Below are 17,578 nucleotides of genomic sequence, written 5' to 3' on the forward strand. Positions count from 1 at the left end.
GCTGGAGACATGCCACAGGGGCTCCCGCCGATGTGGCACTGTCGTCCTGCGCCGCACGATCCGGTGCGGCGGACAGGGAGTGTGGCCGGGGGCGGCGCCCCACCGGGCGCGCGCCACAGGACGAAGGAGCGACGTGAACGACGTTTCGGCCGAGGTCGAGGTGGCGCCGACTCCCGAGGAGGAGCGGCACGCCAGTTGGCTGGAGTTGTTCTTCGACCTGGTCGCCGTCGCGGGCGTCGCGCAGATCGCGCACCTGCTGCACGGCGTGCCCGGTCTCGCCGACCTCGGCCTGTACGCGCTGCTGTTCCTCGCGCTGTGGACCGCGTGGATCTGCTTCACCCTGTACGGCAACGTGGCCGGCGAGAACACCCACACCCGTACCGTGCTGTTCGCGATGTTCGGCATGGCGGTCATGGCCGCCGCGGTGCCGGGTGTGCACGGCGAGGACGCCGACCACGCGCGGGCCTTCGCCCTCGCCTACGTCCTGACCCGGGTGCTCGCCAACCGCGCCTGGCAGCACCGGCGCGAGGTGCTCGTCGACTGGCCCGCCGCCCAGATGTCGCTCGGCGTGGTCCCCTGGATCGTGTCCATCTGGGCGCATTCCCCGGCTCGTTACTGGCTCTGGGCGCTCGGGATCGCCCTCGACCTGTACGTCACCTTCGCCGTCTCCGGGCGCGATTTCGTCGAACAGCGCAAGGCCCTCGAGGAGCGCAGCGCCCGACGGCCCCGGCGGGGCGGCGTCCTCCAGGTGAAGGTGGCCCGGTCGGAGACCGAGCATCTGAGCGAACGGCTCGGCCTGTTCGTCATCATCGTGCTCGGCGAGGGCGTCGCCCAGGTCATCGACGCCGCCTCCGACGCCGAGTGGACCAGGAAACTGGCCGCCCTCGCCGTCGCCGCGTTCTTCCTCCTCGCCGGCCTGTGGGCCCTGTCGTTCCGGCACGGCTACGCGGGCGTCTTCCGGCTGTCCGAAGGCGGCCTGCCGGCCCGCACCGCGCTGCCCCTGCACTGCTTCGTCTGCGGCTGCCTCGCCGCGCTCGCGGCCGCGCTCGGCGCCGCCGTCGACCACCTCGACACGCTCCCCGACAGCACCCGCTGGCTGATGTGCGGCGCGCTCGCGGGCTACTTCCTGCTCAGCGCGCTCGGCTGGCTGCCCCGAGCCCGCCGTGAGCCCCGCCGGCTGCTCGCGGTCGCCCTGCCGTGCTGCGCCCTGCCGCTGGTCCTGGCCGCCGTCGGGTCGGGCATCCGCAGCGTCGCGCTCGTCTGGCTGCTGGTGCTCGTCGCGGGCTGGCCGATGGTCTACGAGCGCTGGTTCACGAAGCCGTCCGCGGCGCACGAGGACGGGGCCGCGGCGGCCTGAGCGGGCGGCCCGCGAAGGTCTGAGGCGGTCTGGGCGGACGGCCCGCGAGGCATTCATACAGTCAGAACTGTACAGCTGAGACTGTGCATATTAGGGTGGGGCGCATGAACGAGCACCCGACCCCGTCGCCCTCCGCGATCCAGGCCTCGCGCGACGTCCGTGCCGTCATCAGCCGGGTGCGGCGCCGGATCCTGAAGGCCTCCGAGGTCGAGGACCTCACCCTCGGGCAGGCGTCGGTCCTGGCCCGGCTGTCCGACAAGCCGGGCGTCACCGCCAGCGAGCTCGCCGCCGCCGAGCACGTACGCCACCAGTCGATGACGACGACGGTGGCCTCTCTCGCCGCGCGCGGCCTCGTGGAACGCACCCCCGACCCGCACGACGGGCGGCGGCTGCTCATCACGCTGACCCCCGAGGGGTCCCGCCGCGTCGCGGAAGGCCGCCAGGCCCGCACGGAGTGGCTCGCCGCCCGGCTCCAGGAGCGCTGCACCGAGGACGAACGCCAGACCGTGATCGCCGCCATGGCCGTACTGGAACGACTGGCCCGTGACTGACGCGAAGACGCATCCGATACGCAAGCCGGACCGGTCCGGCTTCGACCGGCGGCTGCTGCCGCCCATGATGCTGGGCTCGATCCTCAACCCGATCAACTCGACGATCATCTCCGTCGCGCTCGTCCCCATCGGCCGCGCGCTCGGCGCCCCCGCCTCGCAGACCGCCTGGCTGGTCTCCGCCCTCTACCTCGCCACCTCGTTGGGACAGCCGGTGGTCGGCCGTCTCATCGACCTCTTCGGACCGCGCAGGCTGTTCCTCCTCAGCACCAGCCTGGTCGGCGTCGCGGGCGTCGTCGGCACCCTCGCACCGAACCTCGGCGTGCTGATCGGCGCCCGCGTCCTGCTCGGCTTCGGCACCTGCGCCGGCTACCCCGCCGCCATGGCCCTGCTGCGCAGCGAGGCCGAACGCACCGGACGCGACAGCCCCGGCGGCGTGCTCACCGCCCTCGCCGTCACCAACCAGACCATCGCCGTCGTCGGCCCGCTGCTCGGCGGCCTGCTGATCGCCGTCGGCGGCTGGCGCGCCACCTTCGCGCTGAACGTGCCCCTCGCCCTCGCGTCCGTCGCACTCGGCCTGCTCCGGCTGCCCAAGGCGGCGGCGACCGGCGAGACCCCGCGCCGCGGCGACCGGATCGCCCAGCTCGACCTGCCCGGCATGGCCCTGTTCGCCGCGCTGCTCGTCTCGCTCCTGCTCTTCCTGATGAACCTGCACCCGCGCAACGCGTGGCTGCTGCTGGTCACCGCCGCCGCGGGCACCGCGTTCGCGCTGCGGGAACTGCGCGCCCCGACCCCCTTCATCGACCTCAGGGTCCTCGGCGGCAACACACCGCTGCTCGCCACCTACGGCCGCGCGATCGTCGCCTACGTCGTCTCGTACGCCTTCCTCTACGGCTTCAGCCAGTGGACCGAGGAGGGCTACGGCCTCAGCCCCTTCCACGCCGGGCTCGCCCAGATCCCCATGTTCCTCATGGCGATCGGCGTGTCGCTCGTCTCCGGACGGCGCAAGGGCGTGCGCGGCAAGCTGCTCGTCGGCGCGGTCGGGCAGATCGTCGCCTGCCTGATGCTGCTGACGCTGACCTCGGCGAGCCCCTTCTGGATGCTGCCCCTCGTCGCCCTGGTCTTCGGCGTCCCGCAGGGACTGAACAGCCTGGCCCTGCAGAACTCCGTCTACTTCCAGTCCGACGCCGAACGCACCGCGTCCTCCGCCGGACTGCTGCGCACCTTCGCCTACGTCGGCTCGATGATCGCCTCCTCCGCGACCGCCGCGTCCTTCGGCCCGCGCGCCGACACCGCCGGAATGCACCAGCTCTCCTGGGTCATGCTCGGCGCAGGCGTGCTCTTCCTCCTGATGACCGTCTTCGACCGCACTCTCGGCCGCGTGAACCCTCCCGCCGACACCGAGCCCGCCGACACCGAGCCCGCCGAGTAGACCGTCACACCCCCACCACGCACCCGAAAGGCACGCACCTCGATGTCCCGCCCCGCCCTGCTGCTCATGGACCTTCAGGCCGGCCACCTCTCCCGGATGCCCGCCGACTACCTGCCGCGCGCCGTAAGCGCCCTCACCACGGCCCGCGCGGCCGGCGTGCCCGTGATCCATGTGGCGCTGCTGCTGCGCCCCGGACACGCCGACGTCCACCCGCGCAACAAGACCTTCGGCGCCCTCCCGCACGACCGCTTCACCCCCGGCGACCCCGGCGCGGCGATCCATCCCGACGTCGCCCCGGTGGCCGGTGAGACCGTCGTCCACAAGAACCGGGTCAGCGCCTTCTCCGGCAACAACCTCCAGCAGATCCTCGCCGTTTCGGGCGTCGACCACCTCGTCCTGGCGGGCGTCTCCACCGGCGGCATCGTCCTGTCGACCGCGCTCCAGGCCGCCGACCTCGACTACCGGGTCACCGTCCTGTCCGACGCCTGCGCCGACCCCGACCCCGCGCTCCACGCCACCCTGCTCGGCACCGTCCTCGCGCGCCGCGGCGAGATCACCACCGTCGGCGACTGGGGCAGCACCCTCGGCGTACCCGCCTGACCGAGCGCGGCGGCTACGGCGTCGCGGGAGCCGTGCGCAGCGGGCGGAGCGCCCTCGCCCACGCCACCAACTCGTCCACCAGTCGGTGCACTTCGGCCGTGTGGCGTTCGCGCGGCACGAAGTCGGTGAAGCCCACGAAGTCCTCGTGCAGCGACAGCGCCACCTGCGGTCCGATGTCGGCCATCCGCAGCACCCCGGCCTGCGCCCGCAGCTTCTGTACGGCCATGACCGCGCCGAAGACGCCGTAGCCGACGTACGCCACCGGCTTGCCGCCCCACTCGTGGAGCAGGAAGTCGACGGCGTTGGTCAGCGAGGCCGGGGGCGAGGCGTTGTACTCCGGGGTGACGACGACATAGGCGTCGTAGGAGCCGATCCGCTCGGCCCAGCGCCGCGTGTGCGGCTGCCGGCCCGGCGCCTGGGCCGCCGGCACGGGCTCGTCCAGCAGCGGCAGCGCGTAGTCGGCGAGGTCCACGACCTCGAACTCGGCGGCCGAACCCGCGTGTTGCTTCGCCAGGTCGTGCACCCACGCGGCGACCTGGTCACCGTGGCGGCCGGGGCGGGTGCTGCCGATGACGATTCCGATCCTGATCATGGGGTGATGTCCTCCGCTGTCGACTTCGCGTTCGACTTGGCATTCGAGTTCGTGTGATGGGGTGGGTGGCGCGAACTGCGCGCGGGCCACCGGGGGTACGGCTGTACGGCGTGCCGGAGGGACAACTCCGGCCCCGGCTCTACGTCTCCGCCGCGAAGCCCTGGCGCCACGAGGGGTGGCGCGGCTGCCAGCCGAGTTCCCGCTTGGCCTTGGCGTTGGAGAAGCCACGGCCCTCGGTCATCATGATCACCGCCTGGTCGCCGGCCAGCAGCCGGGCCAGCCACACCGGCACCCGCAACGGCCGCTTGGCGCCCGCGCACGCGGCCAGATGGGGCAGCCATTCGCTGGCCGGCGCCGGCTCGTCGTCGACGACGTTGAACACGCCGCGCGCCTTCTGCTCGACGGCGAGCACGGTGGCGCTCGCCGCGTCGTCGAGGTGGATCCACGAGCTGTGGCCGGTGCCGCGCCCCACCAGCGGATACTGCCGCTTGCGGATCAGTTCGACCTGGTCGTCGATGGCACCGGGCCCGTAGAAGGCGCCGTACCGCAGGACGGCACCGCCCGCGCGCACCACCGCGTCCTCGGCGTACGCCAGCGCCTTCAGGCCCACGTTGGCCGCGGTTCCCTCCAGGAGGTCGAGGGGGTCGTCCTCGGTCTTCACCCAGCCGCCCTCGCGGATGCCGTTCCAGGACGCGTAGCCCTGGGCGACGACATGACCGACCCCGGTCGCCTGGGCCGCCGCCAGCAGATGGTCGGTGCCCTCGGTGCGCAGCCGGTTGGTGAGGGCGAACCAGCGGTCCGGATGCTTGATGTCCGGCTTTCCGGCATGGGCGAGGGAGATCGCCGTCATCTGGTGCACGACCACCTCCGGCCGGGCCCGGGCCACCGCCTCGCCGACGGACTCCGCGTCCAGCCCGTCCATCACCGCACCGTCCGCGCCCAGCCGCGCCAGCGCCCCGAGCTTGTCCGCACTCGTCGCCGTGGCCGTCACCTGATGGCCGCGCGCCACGAGCTGCGGCACCAGCCGCCGCCCCAGCACCCCGCTGCCGCCTGCCACGAACACCCGCATGACGATCGCCTCCCTGCCTCGCTCACCTCTGCCTTCACCACCCGAGACCGAACGGAGCCGCCGTTTGTGACATGGGGTGCGACTTTTTCCGGGTGAGAACGCGACGCGGGACGCCAACCGGTACGCCGTCGCCTGTGACGTGGCCGCAGGCTCACCCCCTCAGAGCACGATGGCCTTGGCGACGGTGCTCTTGATCGCCTTCGCGGAGAACGGGCGCTGTGGGGCCAGGTGTTCGACGACCGACGCCAGCCAGTCGGCGTCGCCCAGGAGGTGGGCCCGACCCGTTCCGATCAACTGGCCCAGCAGTTCGTCGAGCAGGTAGCGGTGTGCCCAGTGGTAGTGGCGCTCGTGGTGGCTGATCTGGGCGACCCAGACCTCGTAGGGATGCCGGAGCGTCAGTGTCCAGCACGGCCCGAGGATTCCCACCGGGCCACCGCCACCGATGGAGTTGAGGAAGCCGACGGCGCGGCTGCTGCCGACCCTGCTGCCCGATATGGCGAGGCCGTCCATCGACATGAACCGCGCCCAGGGCACCAGGACCTCGCGGGTGCCGCGCCACCAGTGCTCGGCTCCTTCGGGCAGGAGGTTCACATGACCGCCCTTCGCGCCGTGCAGCGGATCGCCCAGCACCCAGTGGCCGTCCTCGGCACGCTCCAGCGGTCCCAGATACATGGCCTGCCTCCCGTCGTCCGTCCGTCGAGCGGACACCCTAGGGCCGCCGTCCGCCCCGGCCGCGCGCGGGGCGGGACGGGCGGCGGCGAGCGTGTGGTCCGGGTCGGGTGCGCGCCCGGCGGCCCGGCTGACCTGCACGCACTCCTTCGGCGGTGTGCGACGATGGCTGGAGAGCCCCGATCGGCTCCTGGACGAGTACGCCGTACCCAGCACACGACAAGACGGCGTAGGGGAGCTGTGTCATGGCGTGGATCGTGCTGGTGCTGTCCGGCGGGCTCGAGGCGGTGTGGGCCACGGCCCTGGGGAAGTCGGCCGGACTGAGCCGCCCCCTTCCGACCGCCGTGTTCGTCGCCGGTCTCGTCCTGAGCATGTCCGGTCTGTCGTACGCCCTGCGGACCCTGCCGGTGGGTACCGGCTACGCGGTCTGGGTCGGGGTGGGCGCCGTACTGACCGCCGCGTACGCGATGATCTTCGACGGTGAGCCCGTCAGCGTGCTGAAGGTGCTGCTGCTGGCCGGGATCGTCGGCTGCGTGGGCGGCCTGAAGGCCGCGCACTGACGCCGTACGGCCGGGACGCGTGAGCGAGGAGCGGGCCCGCCCGGCCGTCTCCCGGTGTCACACCGAGGGGCGCCGCCCGGCGTGGCGCTCCTGGTCCCATGCCGCGGCCAGCGCGCACCCGGCCGCCGCCAGGCCCGCGCCGAGCACGGCCGGGTTGAGGTGGGGCGGTACGGAGTCGGCGGTGTAGGAGCCGCCGTCGTCCGTCTCGCAGACGAACCGGAGGGGTACGTACGCCACGGAGTAGTCGACGACGGTCAGTGCACGCTCCGACTGGCCGGGCGTCCGGCACGGGCGCAGCGGGGAGGAGTCGGTGCCGCCGTCCTCGGCGTCCAGGACCGCACCGGCGACGCACAGCAGACCCCACGTGTACAGCGCCACCGCGACCGCCCCGAGGAGCGCCCCGGCGGTGCGCAGCCACATCCGTCGGTCGGCGGCGCGCACCCCGACCCGGCCGATCGACCCGAGGCCGTAACCGATGAAGAAGCAGGTGAGGACCACCCCGGCGGGGATGAACAGCAAGAGCAGCAGGGCCATCCGGCGACCCCATCAGGTCTTGATCACCGAGGCTGTGGCCCAGTTCACAATGCGGGCAACAGGCCTGTCACAGAAGACAGTTCCGTCACTGCCGACCTCCCTGTCGGAGAGAGCAGCCGTAGGTCAGGCGCAGGCGCGGCCGCCGCCGCCGTCGAAGCCGCAGTGCCTCAAGGCAGCCGTCTCCCCACGACGACGCTCAGATCCGCCGCGAGCCGCAGCTCGGTGGCTCGCAGCGACGGGTGGTCGAGCCAGTGCAGCCTCGCCGTGTCCGGGGCGCCGTCGAAGTGCGGCGGCCAGGTCGTGGCCGGGGTGAAGTCGTCGATCACGACCGTGCCGCCGGGGGAGAGCAGGCGGTCGACGTCCGCGGCGCCGTCCCCCTTCGCCTGGCCCCCGCCGTCCAGCACGAGCAGGTCGAACGGCCCGTACGCCTCGATCCGCCGCCAGTCGCCCTGGACGATCTCCACCTCGGGCCGGTCCCGGAAGACGTCTGCCGCGGCGCGGGCCCGCTCGAGATCGCGTTCGACGCTGACCAGCCGTACCCCCGGCGCCGCGCCGGAGGCGAGCCAGGCCAGACCGACCCCGCAGCCGGTGCCGGTCTCGGCGATGGCGCGGGGCGCGCCCGCGGCCAGCACGCTGAGCAGGCGTCCCTGCTCGGGTCTGCACGAGAGGGCGAACCCGTGCTCGCGTGCCGCGGCGACGGCCCGCCGCACCAGGTCGGGCAGCGCGTCCATGCCGACGTGGGCGTCGGTCCCGTGCAGCGACATGGCGTGGATTATGACGGGTGCGGGTGCGGGTGCGGGTGCCGTTGCGGATGTGGTTGTGGTTGTGGATGTGAGTGTGAAGGGGGACGCGGGCGGGCGCGGCTGGCCGTGGTTTTCGCGGCGCACGGGTCCGACCTCCCCGACGCGTCCGAAAAAATTTCGGCGGTGATGTCGAGAAGGCGTGGACGGCTCCGTCCCCGGGGTGAACGCGACCACAATGGGTCGCACCAGCACCCAGGAGAGACACCATGGCCAAGTACCTGCTCCTCAAGCACTACCGCGGCGCTCCGGCGGCGGTCAACGACGTGCCGATGGACCGGTGGACCCCCGAGGAGATCTCCGCGCACATCCAGTACATGCAGGACTTCGCGGCGCGGCTGGAGAAGACCGGCGAGTTCGTCGACGGCCAGGCGCTCGCTCCGGAGGGCACCTTCGTGCGCTACGACGGCGAGGGCCGGCCGCCGGTCACCGACGGGCCGTTCGCCGAGACGAAGGACCTCATCGCCGGCTGGATGATCATCGACGTGGACACCTACGAGCGCGCCGTCGAGCTGGCCGGGGAACTGTCCGCGGCGCCCGGCGCGGGCGGGCGGCCCATCCACGAGTGGCTCGAACTGCGGCCCTTCCTGACCGAGCCGCCGGCCGCCATCACCGAGTAGTGACGACCGCCATGGACGAGGTCCTGCTGCGCAGCCTCATCCCCGGCGTGCTCACCGTCCTCGTCCGCCGCGGAGCCGACTTCGCGGCGGGCGAGGACGCCGTGCAGGACGCGCTGGTCGAGGCGCTGGGCGCCTGGCCCGCCGACCCGCCCCGCGACCCCAGGGGCTGGCTGATCACGGTGGCCTGGCGCAAGTTCCTCGACGCCACCCGCGCGGACGCGGCCCGCCGCCGGCGCGAGGACCGCGAGGGCGGGCTCCCGGAACCGGGTCCCGCGCCCGCGGCCGACGACACGCTGAAGCTGTACTTCCTGTGCGCCCACCCGGCGCTGACCCCGTCGTCCGCCGTCGCGCTCACCCTGCGTGCCGTCGGCGGACTCACCACGCGCCAGATCGCCCGCGCGTACCTGGTGCCCGAGGCGACGATGGCGCAGCGCATCAGCCGCGCCAAGCGGACCGTCTCCGGCGTCCGCCTGGACCGGCCCGGCGACGTCGCCACCGTGCTGCGCGTCCTCTACCTCGTCTTCAACGAGGGCTACTCCGGCGACGTCGACCTGTCCGCCGAGGCCATCCGCCTCACCCGGCAGATGGCGGCCGCGATCGACCATCCCGAGGTGGCCGGGCTGCTCGCGCTCATGCTGCTCCACCACGCCCGCCGCGCCGCCCGCACCGCGGCCGACGGCAGCCTGGTGCCCCTCGCCGAACAGGACCGCGGCCGCTGGGACACGCACGCGATCGCGGAGGGCGTGGTGATCCTCCAGGCGGCCCTCGCGCGCGACCGGCTCGGCGAGTACCAGGCGCAGGCCGCCATCGCCGCGCTGCACGCGGACGCGTTCACGGCCGAGGAGACCGACTGGGTGCAGATCGTGGAGTGGTACGACGAGCTCGCGGGCCTGACCGACAGCCCCGTCGTCCTCCTCAACCGCGCGGTCGCCGTCGGTGAGGCCGACGGGCCGCGCGCCGGTCTGGCCGCGCTCGCCGGCCTCGATCCCGCGCTGCCCCGCTGGACCGCCGTGTCGGCCCACCTCCACGAACGCGACGGCGACCTCGACACCGCGGCACGCCTCTACGCCGAAGCGGCCCGCAAGGCGACCAACCTCGCCGAACGCGACCATCTCACCCGCCAGGCCGCCCGCCTCCATGTCCGCCTCGATGTCCACCGTCGCCGATCCGATCAAAAGTGAAGAAAACGGGTAGGCGAGGGACGTGACAGGGGGGGCTGACCCTGGAGGCGTGGCGAAAGGGGAGCACGGGTGGACCTCGATGCCGGCCTCGACGAGTTGTACGGCCTGCCGCCGAGCGAGTTCACCGCCGCCCGCGACGAGCGCGCGAAGGCGGCCCGCGCCGCCGGGGACCGCGCGCTGGCCGCACGCATCCGTGAGCTGCGCCGGCCCACCCTCTCCGCCTGGGCCGGCAATCTGCTGGTCCGCGCGCAGCCCGCCGAGGTCGAGCGGCTGCTGCGGCTGGGGGAGGCGCTGCGCCGGGCCCACCAGGAGCTGGACGGCGGAGACCTGCGCGAGCTGTCGGCGCAGCAGCACCGGCTCACCTTCGCGCTCTCGCACCAGGCGGCCCGGCTCGCCGCGGAGGCCGGGCAGCGGATCGGTGACGGCGCCCGGCAGGAGGTCCAGGACACCCTGCACGCGGTGCTGGCCGATCCGGAGGCGGCCGCGCTGTGGTCCGAGGGCCGCCTGGCCAGGCCCCTCGGCGCGCCCGTCGGGTTCCCGGGCACGGCCGCCCTGCCGGCTTCGGCGTCTTCTGCGCGGTCCGCGCCGGCCGGGTCGGTGGCGGCGCGGCCCGAGCCCGCCGGGCGCTCGGCGGGGCGCCGTGGCTCGGGCCCGGCGGGCGAGGTCGCCGACCTCGACGCCGCCCGCACCCGCCGCCGGGAGGAGGAGGCCCGACGGGCGGAGCGGGAGCGCCGGAAGCGGGAGGAGCGATGGGAGCGCGCCCGGCACAAGGCCGAGGAGGCCGAACGGGAGTTGCGCAAGCGTGAGGGTGAACTTGTCTCCAAGGAGCAGGAGTTGAGTACCGCGGAGGGCGAGGAGGAGCAGGCCGGACAGCGCGCCGACGACCTCGCCCGCCGCCTCCACGAGGCGGAACAGGACCGGCAACGAACCCGGGCAGCCGCACGTCACCTCCGCGACCTTGCCCGAGACGCACGACAGGCCGTCCGCGAGGCCCGCCGCCACGCCGAGTCGGCCGCCGAAGAGGCGGAGAGGAAGGCGAGTGAACTGCGCGACGGCAGTTCGTGATCGGCCGCCGACGGGCGTGAAATGATCCGTTACATGGAGCACTTGATCCGGCCCAGCGGTTCACCGCCCGTCAACGGCTACAGTCACGCGGTCGTCTTCAGCGGAGCGATGGTCGCCGTCTCGGGGCAGGTTCCCCTCGACGGTGACGGCAACCTGGTCGGCAAGCGGGACGCCGAGGCCCAGGTCCGGCAGGTCTACGCGAATCTGGCCGGTGCGCTCGAGGCGGCGGGCTCCGGTCTGGAGCACGTGGTCAAACTGACGGTCTACCTGACCGACCTGGGTGATCTCGCCGTGTTCCGCAAGGTACGGGACGAGCATCAGGACGCGGAACACCCGCCCGCCTGCTCCCTGGTGAGGGTCGCCGGGCTGGTCCACCCGGACTTCCGGGTCGAGATCGACGCGCTGGCCGTCGTACCGGGTGCCGTGGCGAGTGCCGACGCGGGTGCCGAGCCACGGGCCGGGTCGCACTGACGCGGTGCCGAGTCGCTCACGCCGCGAGCGCGATCACGCGGCGGGCGCGCGCTCCTCGGAAGTGCGGGAAGTCCCGCATACCTCGGGCGCCGCGGCAGCCACCGGGTGCCGCGTGCCGCCGAGGACCAGCCTCAGGTGGACTCCCTCGGTCTTCCCGCGGCTTGAGTTCGGGCTGCCGGGATACCCGTCTGTCATGGCGAGGCCTGGCGAGGTCTGGCGCGCAGCGAACTGCGCCTGGCACAGGCCGAGATCGAGGAGAGTGTGCACCGATGACCCAGCCTCCGCACGACGAACCCACCGCGCAGAACCCGCAGGAGCTGCGGGAGCAGGTCGAGCAGACCCGGCACGAGCTCGGCCGGACCGTCGAGACGCTCGCGGCGAAGACCGACGTCAAGTCCCGCGCCCAGGAGAAGGCGGCCGAGGCCAGGACCAAGGCCGCCGAGGTGAAGGAGCAGGCGGCGCACAAGGCCGTCGAGGTGAAGGAGCAGGCCGCGCACAAGGCGGCCGAGGTCAAGGAGCAGGCCGCGCACAAGGCCGCCGAGGCCGGGCGGAAGGCCGCTGCCACCGCCGGTGACGTGCGGCAGCGGACCGCGCAGGCCGCGGCGGGCGCACAGGAGAAGCTGCCGGAGCCCGTGCGGGTCAGGGCCGCGCAGGGCGCACGCCTCGCGCGGGACAACCGCGTGGTGCTCCTCGCGGCCGCCGGAGCCGCCGCGGCCGTCTGGTGCGTACGCCGCCACCGCAAGGGCTGACCGCGGGGTGGGATCGGGACCGCCCGGGGATCGATCGCCCGGAGAAGGGGGACGGGCCGGGGCGGCGGCAGTGGGCCGTGCCGCCGCCCCGGCCCGCTCCGGCCCCCGCCCCGACCCGCTCCCGGGCGCCCGCGGCCCGCCGCCGTACCCGCAAGTAGCGAGCCCACAGGGTGGAAAACGTTGCACAACAGTGTCCTGACGTGCAGGGACGCCGTGGTTACGATGCCCGGGCCACGACGCACCACCCGGAGTGAACCCTTGGCCCAACTTCAAGAAACGCCCTCCGGGGTCGGCCCTCCTCTCGACGGCCCGGCGCGTTCGGAACCGGCACAAGAGACACATCCCGCCCCCGCCACCTGGCGCACGTCCGCGCTCGCCGGCATGGCGTCCTACCTGGACGCCGGGTCGATCGTGGCCCTCGGCGCCGGGCTGACCCTGTTCCAGGCGCGGCTGCACCTGTCCAGCGGGGCCGTCGGCGCCCTGACGGCGCTCGGCCCCAATGCCGTCGGATGCGCGATCGGCGCGTTCATAGGCGGGCGCCTCGGCGACCGCCTGGGGCGCAAGCGCATCTACAAGTACGACCTCCTGCTGTACGCCGCCGGCATGCTGGCCATGGCGCTGTCCGTGAACACCGTCATGCTGTTCGCGGGCACGATCGCCGTCGGGGTGGCCGTCGGCGCCGACGTGCCCACCTCCCTCGCCCTGGTCGGCGAGAACGCGCCGCCGCGCGCCCGGGGCCGGCTGCTCGGCCTGACCCAGGTCGCCTGGAACCTCGGGCCCGTCGTCGTCCTGCTGCTCTCCTTCGCGTTCGCGCCGCTCGGACTGCTCGGCGTGCGGCTGGTGTTCCTGCACCTGTTCGCCGTCGCCATGGTCGTCTGGGGGCTACGGCGCCGGGTCGCGGAGTCGGCCCGCTGGCAGTCGGCGCGCTCCCCGGACCGGCCCGCCCCGGACGCGCGGCCCCGCTCCCTCTTCAGCGGCGCCCATCTTGCCGCGCTGACCTGGACCACCACGATCTACCTCTTCTGGAACCTCGCCGCGGGCACCAGCGGCACCTTCACGCCGTACATGGTGGAGACGCTGCACGCCGGCAGCCGGGCCGCCGGACTCGCGCTGAGCAGCGCGGGCTTCCTGATCGGCCTGGTGGGGACGGTCGTGCTGTTCATGCGGTTCGCGGACCGCTCGCACCGCACCCGCAGACGCATGTGGGCCGTGGGCGGTGTCCTCCAGGTCGGCGCGTACCTGCTGTATCTGGTGCTGCCGTTCAGCGTGCCCGTCATCTGCGCCAACATCGCGCTCTTCGGCGTCGGCTCCGCCCTCGCGGGAGAGGGTTTCTACAAGGTGTTCAGCCAGGAGCTGTTCCCCACCCTGCTGCGCAGCACCGCGCAGGGGTTCACCTTCGGCATGGCGCGCTCGGTGCTCGGCGTGTGGAGCCTGGCCCTGGTGCCGCTGCTCGCCCACACCGGCATCCGCCCGCTCAGCGCCCTGCTCGCGTTCTTCCTGTTCGTGAGCGCGGTCGTGGGCTGGTTCTTCATGCCGGACACGGCGGGCAAGTCGCTGGAGCACATCGAGCGCGAGCGCGGCGGACAGCCGGCCTGATCCCGGCCGTACGGCAGGCGGGCCGAGGAGAGCTTTCCTCGGCCCGCCTGCCGCTTTCCCCGACCCCCGCGCACCGCTTCCCTCGGCGGGCCCCCACGCACCGCCTCCCTCAGTCCCCGCCCACCGCCCCGGTGCTGTCCCGCACCACCAGCCGCGGCGTCATCGTCACCTGGGCGGCCCGGTCCCGGTGGCCCTCCACGCGCTCGACGAGCATCCGGGCCGCCGTGGACCCCATGGTGTGCCCGGCCTGGTCGACGCTGGTCAGCTGGACGGTGGCCAGGTCCGCGAGGGCGGTGTTGTTGTAGCCCGCCAGGGAGACGTCCTCCGAAACCCGCAGGCCGATCTCGTGGGCCGCCCGCCAGACCCCCAGGGCGGCGACATCGGCCCCGGTCATGATCGCGGTGGGCCGGCGCTCCGCGGTCAGCAGGCTCATCCCGGCCTTGTAGCCGCCCTCGTCGGAGTAGGCGGCCTTGTGCACCCGGGCGTGCGCGCCGAGGCCGTGGCGCTCCATCGCCTCCAGATAGCCGTTGGTCAGCACGATCTCGGGGGTGCGCGCCCACTTGCCGGTGCGGGTGCCGGGCGCGGAGACCAGGGCGATGTCACGGTGCCCGAGGGAGACGAGGTGGTCGACCACGAGCCCGGCCCCGAGCCCGTCCGCGTCGAGGACGGAGTCGTGGATGTCGGAGGCGTCGTGGTGGCCGATGACGACGGTCGGTGTGGACTGCGCCATGGCGAGGACCTCGGCGCGCGGGGTGCCCGGCGCGATGAGGATCAGGCCGTCCATCTGGCGGTCGACCATGGACCGGATGGTCTTCGCCTGTGAGGCGGCGTCGAAGCCCGCCGCGCCGATCATGACGGTGTACTCGCTGTCGTGCAGCTCGTCGCGGATGCCGTCGAGGATGTCGGCGAAGAAGGTGTTGCGGATGTTGTCGAGCAGCACGCCGATCGTGTACGTCCGCCCGCGCATTCCGCGTGCCGCGGCGTGCGGCCGGTAGTCCAGTTCGGCCATGGCCGACCGGACCCGCTCCTGCATGGACGCGCTGACGCCGTAGGCGTTGCGCAGCACCTTGGAGACCGCGGCCGTCGACACCCCCGCGTGGCGGGCGACGTCGGTGATGGTCACGCGCTTCTTCCGCTGGGGTGCGGATTCCATGCCGGCTGCCTCCTGCGCTCTTCACGGTCAGTGTAACGGTCTACACCATAGCGCTCCAGTCGCGCCAGAGGTGAGCACCCTGCCCGGGGTGCGGCCCGCGCCGCCCCGCGCCGCGCCCCGTCTCCTGGTACCCGACATTGCGCCGCCGCTACGGACGTATGTCTTGACGGAAACGTGCGTCCCATGCACTGTGGACCCCGCCCCGCCGTAGAGAACGTTATACAAAACCTCGACGCTCGCGGCGTTCCTGAGGCCTGCCGCCGTGCGCCTCCGATCAATGACGACAGGGAGCCCTGCTGTGATCACCGACTCTTCCCCTGCCAGAAGGGCCCGCGTGGCCGGTCTGACCGCGAGCGCCGCCGCGATGGTCGTCCTCGTCTCCGCCTGCGGAGGCACGGGCGGCGGTGCCGCCTCGGCGCCGAAGAACTTCAGCTACTTGAGCGTCACGGAGAACACCACGGTCCGGACCGCCCTCACGACGCTGTCCAAGGGCGCCTGCACGTCGGCGAACGAGGCGCTGCCGCTCAAGGTGGAGACGGTTCCCCAGGCGAGCCTGGACCAGAAGCTCCAGCTGCTCGCCGGGCAGAACGCGCTGCCGGTGCAGTTCGCCGCGGGCAACGCCCCCGCCCTGACCAGCAAGCTGTACAAGGCCGGCCAGGTCGCCGACCTGGAGAAGCAGCTCAAGAGCCTGGGCGTCTACGACCAGCTGGAGCCCGGCGCCGTCTCCACGATCAAGGCGCTCTACGGCGGCAAGCTGGCCGTGCTGCCGTACGAGTACAACATCGAGGGGATCTTCTACAACAAGAAGATCTTCGCGGCGAACGGTCTGAGCGAGCCGCAGACGTGGGACGAGCTGGTCGCGGCGGCCGCGAAGCTCCAGGCCAAGGGCGTCCAGGCGTTCTCCGCCTCGGGTCAGCAGGGCTGGCCGATCACCCGGCTGGTCAGCGGCTACCTCTACCGCAGCCTCGGCCCCGACGCGCTGAAGGACGTCGCCGACGGCAAGGCCAAGCTCACCGACCCGCAGTACGTGCAGGCCGCCCAGGCGGTCGCCGACCTCGGCAAGAAGGGCTACTTCGGCAAGGGTGTCGGCTCGATCGACTACGACACCGCGATGAACCAGTTCCTGTCCGGCAAGGCCGCCATGTTCTACATGGGCAGCTGGGCGCTGGCGAACATCGCCGACGCCAAGCAGGACAAGGTCGGCGCGGACAACGTCGGCTTCATGCCCTTCCCGGCGGTCACGGGCGGCAAGGGCTCCATCGGCCAGTACCCCTCGAACGTCGGCCTCGGCATCACGCTCGGCGCGAAGACCTTCGACAGCAAGACCGGCGCCTGGGTGTCCTGCATCGCGAAGAACTACGGCAGCACCGCGCTGAAGGACCAGGGCGCCATCTCCGGCTTCAAGGTCAACTCCTCCGTCACCGACGCCAACGCCGTGACCAGCCAGGTCCGTTCGACGATCAGTGACTCGAAGCAGAACGTGCTGTGGTTCGAGGCTCTGTTCAGCACCAAGGCGACCACGGTCAGCCAGACCAATGCCGCAAGCCTCGTCAACGGCACCATGAGCGCCCAGCAGTTCATGCAGACGGTGCAGGACGCGCTGAACGCGCAGTGACCGGCCGGGGCGGCGTGCACCGCCCGCCGCCCCGCCCTCGCCCCGTACCGCACTCCGACGTCATCGAAGTGGAATCCCCCATGCACCGCGTACTAGGTGACCGCAGGGCCGTCGCCGTCCTGCTCGGTCCCGCCCTGCTCGTCTACTCCCTGATCATGCTGGTCCCCATGCTGTGGTCGCTGGGGTATGCGTTCACCAAGGGCAACACCATCGACGGCTTCACCGGCAACGGTGTCGCCAACTTCTCCCGCCTGCTGACCGATCCGGCCGTCCACCAGGCGCTGTGGTTCACCCTCAAGTACGCCGTCGTCGTGACCGTCGGACAGGTGGCCGCCGGCTATCTGCTGGCCCTGCTCTACGTCTTCTTCCTCAAGAAGGCCTCTGCGCTGGTGCGGACTCTGGTGTTCTTCCCGGTCGTGCTGCCCACGGTGGCCGTCGGCCTGCTCTTCCAGAAGTTCTTCCAGGTCGCCCCGCAGACGGGCCCCGTCAACTCCCTCCTGAACGCCGTCGGGATCGAGTCCGTCGACTGGTTCGGCAGCGCCGGGCACGCCTTCTGGGTCCTGATCATCATGGACATCTGGCGCTCCATGGGCTTCTACGCCGTGCTGCTCTTCGCCGGACTCGTCGACATCCCCGACGAGGTCCTCGAATCGGCGCGCCTCGACGGCGCTTCGGGCCTGCGGCTGATCCGTCACATCGTGCTGCCGCTGTCCCTGCCCGTGCTCATGTCTTCGGTCATCTTCAGCGTCAACGGCACCCTGAAGGTCTTCGACTCCCTCGTGGCGCTCACAGGCGGCGGCCCGGGCAACAGCACCACCCCGCTGACCCTCTACATGTTCCAGACGTCGTTCACGTACAGCGACTACGGCTACGGCAGCACCATCGCGCTGCTGCTGACCGTGGTGTGCCTGATGGTGACGCTGGTCGTCTTCCGCGTCTCGCGCCGCGACCTCACGAAGGGCTGAAC

19 protein-coding genes and 1 riboswitch are annotated in these 17,578 nt (G+C 72.4%); of the genes, 13 read left to right on the top strand and 6 right to left on the bottom strand.

The window, feature by feature from the left end; all coding sequences use genetic code 11:
• Positions 1–133 precede the first annotated feature (133 nt).
• The 4 genes from WN71_RS29460 (at position 134) to WN71_RS29475 (ending at position 3,937) form a co-directional block, all read left to right on the top strand.
• Positions 134–1,357 carry a low temperature requirement protein A gene (locus WN71_RS29460; RefSeq protein ID WP_046591093.1) on the top strand — a complete coding sequence of 408 codons (1,224 nt, stop codon included), beginning with the start codon at positions 134–136 and terminating at the stop codon, positions 1,355–1,357.
• Between the two features lie 104 nt (positions 1,358–1,461).
• The gene (locus tag WN71_RS29465; protein ID WP_046591092.1) at positions 1,462–1,908 is read left to right on the top strand and encodes a MarR family winged helix-turn-helix transcriptional regulator; all 447 of its coding nucleotides are present in this window, start codon (positions 1,462–1,464) and stop codon (positions 1,906–1,908) included.
• A complete protein-coding gene (locus tag WN71_RS29470; protein ID WP_046591091.1) occupies positions 1,901–3,337 on the top strand; it encodes an MFS transporter in 1,437 nt (478 codons plus the stop codon). The genes WN71_RS29465 and WN71_RS29470 overlap by 8 nt, the downstream gene beginning before the upstream one ends.
• Positions 3,338–3,379: 42 nt before the next feature.
• The gene (locus WN71_RS29475; protein WP_046591090.1) at positions 3,380–3,937 is read left to right on the top strand and encodes a cysteine hydrolase family protein; all 558 of its coding nucleotides are present in this window, start codon (positions 3,380–3,382) and stop codon (positions 3,935–3,937) included.
• Between the two features lie 13 nt (positions 3,938–3,950).
• On the opposite strand, the gene WN71_RS29480 is transcribed toward WN71_RS29475, so the two are convergent.
• The 3 genes from WN71_RS29480 to WN71_RS29490 form a co-directional block, all read right to left on the bottom strand.
• Positions 3,951–4,529 (bottom strand): NADPH-dependent FMN reductase, encoded by a 579-nt coding sequence (locus WN71_RS29480; RefSeq protein ID WP_046591089.1) that lies wholly within the window; start codon positions 4,527–4,529, stop codon positions 3,951–3,953.
• A 139-nt stretch (positions 4,530–4,668) separates the two neighbouring features.
• On the bottom strand, positions 4,669–5,598 hold the full coding sequence (locus WN71_RS29485) for an NAD-dependent epimerase/dehydratase family protein (RefSeq protein WP_046591088.1): 930 nt from the start codon (positions 5,596–5,598) through the stop codon (positions 4,669–4,671).
• 159 nt (positions 5,599–5,757) lie between these two features.
• On the bottom strand, positions 5,758–6,270 hold the full coding sequence (locus tag WN71_RS29490; RefSeq protein ID WP_052743161.1) for a hypothetical protein: 513 nt from the start codon (positions 6,268–6,270) through the stop codon (positions 5,758–5,760).
• Between the two features lie 168 nt (positions 6,271–6,438).
• Positions 6,439–6,501: riboswitch (guanidine-III (ykkC-III) riboswitch) on the top strand.
• Positions 6,502–6,512: 11 nt separating this feature from the next.
• Between WN71_RS29490 and WN71_RS29495 the strand changes: the two genes are divergently transcribed.
• Positions 6,513–6,827 (top strand): DMT family transporter, encoded by a 315-nt coding sequence (locus WN71_RS29495; protein WP_046591087.1) that lies wholly within the window; start codon positions 6,513–6,515, stop codon positions 6,825–6,827.
• 57 nt (positions 6,828–6,884) lie between these two features.
• Here the strand turns inward: WN71_RS29495 and WN71_RS29500 are convergent, their stop codons facing one another.
• Positions 6,885–7,361 (bottom strand): hypothetical protein, encoded by a 477-nt coding sequence (locus tag WN71_RS29500; RefSeq protein WP_240529809.1) that lies wholly within the window; start codon positions 7,359–7,361, stop codon positions 6,885–6,887.
• A 167-nt stretch (positions 7,362–7,528) separates the two neighbouring features.
• On the bottom strand, positions 7,529–8,125 hold the full coding sequence (locus WN71_RS29505; protein WP_046591086.1) for an O-methyltransferase: 597 nt from the start codon (positions 8,123–8,125) through the stop codon (positions 7,529–7,531).
• 245 nt (positions 8,126–8,370) lie between these two features.
• Here WN71_RS29505 and WN71_RS29510 point away from each other — a divergent pair, with 245 nt between their 5' ends.
• The 6 genes from WN71_RS29510 to WN71_RS29540 all read left to right on the top strand — a co-directional run bounded on the left by WN71_RS29510 (position 8,371) and on the right by WN71_RS29540 (position 13,843).
• Positions 8,371–8,781: a YciI family protein gene (locus tag WN71_RS29510; RefSeq protein WP_046591085.1), complete on the top strand. Its 411-nt coding sequence runs from the start codon at positions 8,371–8,373 to the stop codon at positions 8,779–8,781.
• Between the two features lie 11 nt (positions 8,782–8,792).
• Positions 8,793–9,962, top strand: coding sequence for an RNA polymerase sigma factor (locus WN71_RS29515; protein ID WP_046591098.1), 1,170 nt, complete (start codon positions 8,793–8,795; stop codon positions 9,960–9,962).
• Positions 9,963–10,031: 69 nt separating this feature from the next.
• Positions 10,032–11,027 (top strand): hypothetical protein, encoded by a 996-nt coding sequence (locus WN71_RS29520; protein WP_046591084.1) that lies wholly within the window; start codon positions 10,032–10,034, stop codon positions 11,025–11,027.
• Positions 11,028–11,060: 33 nt separating this feature from the next.
• The gene (locus tag WN71_RS29525) at positions 11,061–11,498 is read left to right on the top strand and encodes a RidA family protein (protein WP_046591083.1); all 438 of its coding nucleotides are present in this window, start codon (positions 11,061–11,063) and stop codon (positions 11,496–11,498) included.
• Positions 11,499–11,767: 269 nt separating this feature from the next.
• On the top strand, positions 11,768–12,247 hold the full coding sequence (locus tag WN71_RS29535) for a DUF3618 domain-containing protein (RefSeq protein WP_046591081.1): 480 nt from the start codon (positions 11,768–11,770) through the stop codon (positions 12,245–12,247).
• 381 nt (positions 12,248–12,628) lie between these two features.
• Positions 12,629–13,843, top strand: coding sequence for an MFS transporter (locus WN71_RS29540; RefSeq protein WP_079178204.1), 1,215 nt, complete (start codon positions 12,629–12,631; stop codon positions 13,841–13,843).
• Positions 13,844–13,952: 109 nt separating this feature from the next.
• Here the strand turns inward: WN71_RS29540 and WN71_RS29545 are convergent, their stop codons facing one another.
• Positions 13,953–14,996, bottom strand: coding sequence for a LacI family DNA-binding transcriptional regulator (locus tag WN71_RS29545; protein WP_079178205.1), 1,044 nt, complete (start codon positions 14,994–14,996; stop codon positions 13,953–13,955).
• A 334-nt stretch (positions 14,997–15,330) separates the two neighbouring features.
• Here WN71_RS29545 and WN71_RS29550 point away from each other — a divergent pair, with 334 nt between their 5' ends.
• Together WN71_RS29550 and WN71_RS29555 are read left to right on the top strand one after the other, a co-directional pair.
• Complete coding sequence (locus WN71_RS29550) at positions 15,331–16,611, top strand: ABC transporter substrate-binding protein (protein ID WP_240529810.1); 1,281 nt, start codon at positions 15,331–15,333, stop codon at positions 16,609–16,611.
• Positions 16,612–16,691: 80 nt separating this feature from the next.
• On the top strand, positions 16,692–17,576 hold the full coding sequence (locus WN71_RS29555) for a carbohydrate ABC transporter permease (RefSeq protein ID WP_046591255.1): 885 nt from the start codon (positions 16,692–16,694) through the stop codon (positions 17,574–17,576).
• Positions 17,577–17,578 lie beyond the last annotated feature (2 nt).

It is taken from the genome of Streptomyces mangrovisoli (assembly GCF_000974985.2).
Lineage (GTDB): Bacteria > Actinomycetota > Actinomycetes > Streptomycetales > Streptomycetaceae > Streptomyces > Streptomyces mangrovisoli.

Bases quoted from the DNA above. Each gene is read 5' to 3' on its own strand.
- WN71_RS29465 (WP_046591092.1), top strand. From the start codon at position 1,462: ATGAACGAGCACCCGACCCCGTCGCCCTCCGCGATCCAGGCCTCGCGC.
- WN71_RS29500 (WP_240529809.1), bottom strand. From the start codon at position 7,361: ATGGCCCTGCTGCTCTTGCTGTTCATCCCCGCCGGGGTGGTCCTCACC.
- WN71_RS29555 (WP_046591255.1), top strand. From the start codon at position 16,692: ATGCACCGCGTACTAGGTGACCGCAGGGCCGTCGCCGTCCTGCTCGGT.
- WN71_RS29485 (WP_046591088.1), bottom strand. From the start codon at position 5,598: ATGCGGGTGTTCGTGGCAGGCGGCAGCGGGGTGCTGGGGCGGCGGCTG.
- WN71_RS29490 (WP_052743161.1), bottom strand. From the start codon at position 6,270: ATGTATCTGGGACCGCTGGAGCGTGCCGAGGACGGCCACTGGGTGCTG.
- WN71_RS29545 (WP_079178205.1), bottom strand. From the start codon at position 14,996: ATGGAATCCGCACCCCAGCGGAAGAAGCGCGTGACCATCACCGACGTC.
- WN71_RS29525 (WP_046591083.1), top strand. From the start codon at position 11,061: ATGGAGCACTTGATCCGGCCCAGCGGTTCACCGCCCGTCAACGGCTAC.
- WN71_RS29480 (WP_046591089.1), bottom strand. From the start codon at position 4,529: ATGATCAGGATCGGAATCGTCATCGGCAGCACCCGCCCCGGCCGCCAC.
- WN71_RS29475 (WP_046591090.1), top strand. From the start codon at position 3,380: ATGTCCCGCCCCGCCCTGCTGCTCATGGACCTTCAGGCCGGCCACCTC.
- WN71_RS29515 (WP_046591098.1), top strand. From the start codon at position 8,793: ATGGACGAGGTCCTGCTGCGCAGCCTCATCCCCGGCGTGCTCACCGTC.
- WN71_RS29495 (WP_046591087.1), top strand. From the start codon at position 6,513: ATGGCGTGGATCGTGCTGGTGCTGTCCGGCGGGCTCGAGGCGGTGTGG.
- WN71_RS29505 (WP_046591086.1), bottom strand. From the start codon at position 8,125: ATGTCGCTGCACGGGACCGACGCCCACGTCGGCATGGACGCGCTGCCC.
- WN71_RS29535 (WP_046591081.1), top strand. From the start codon at position 11,768: ATGACCCAGCCTCCGCACGACGAACCCACCGCGCAGAACCCGCAGGAG.
- WN71_RS29540 (WP_079178204.1), top strand. From the start codon at position 12,629: ATGGCGTCCTACCTGGACGCCGGGTCGATCGTGGCCCTCGGCGCCGGG.
- WN71_RS29510 (WP_046591085.1), top strand. From the start codon at position 8,371: ATGGCCAAGTACCTGCTCCTCAAGCACTACCGCGGCGCTCCGGCGGCG.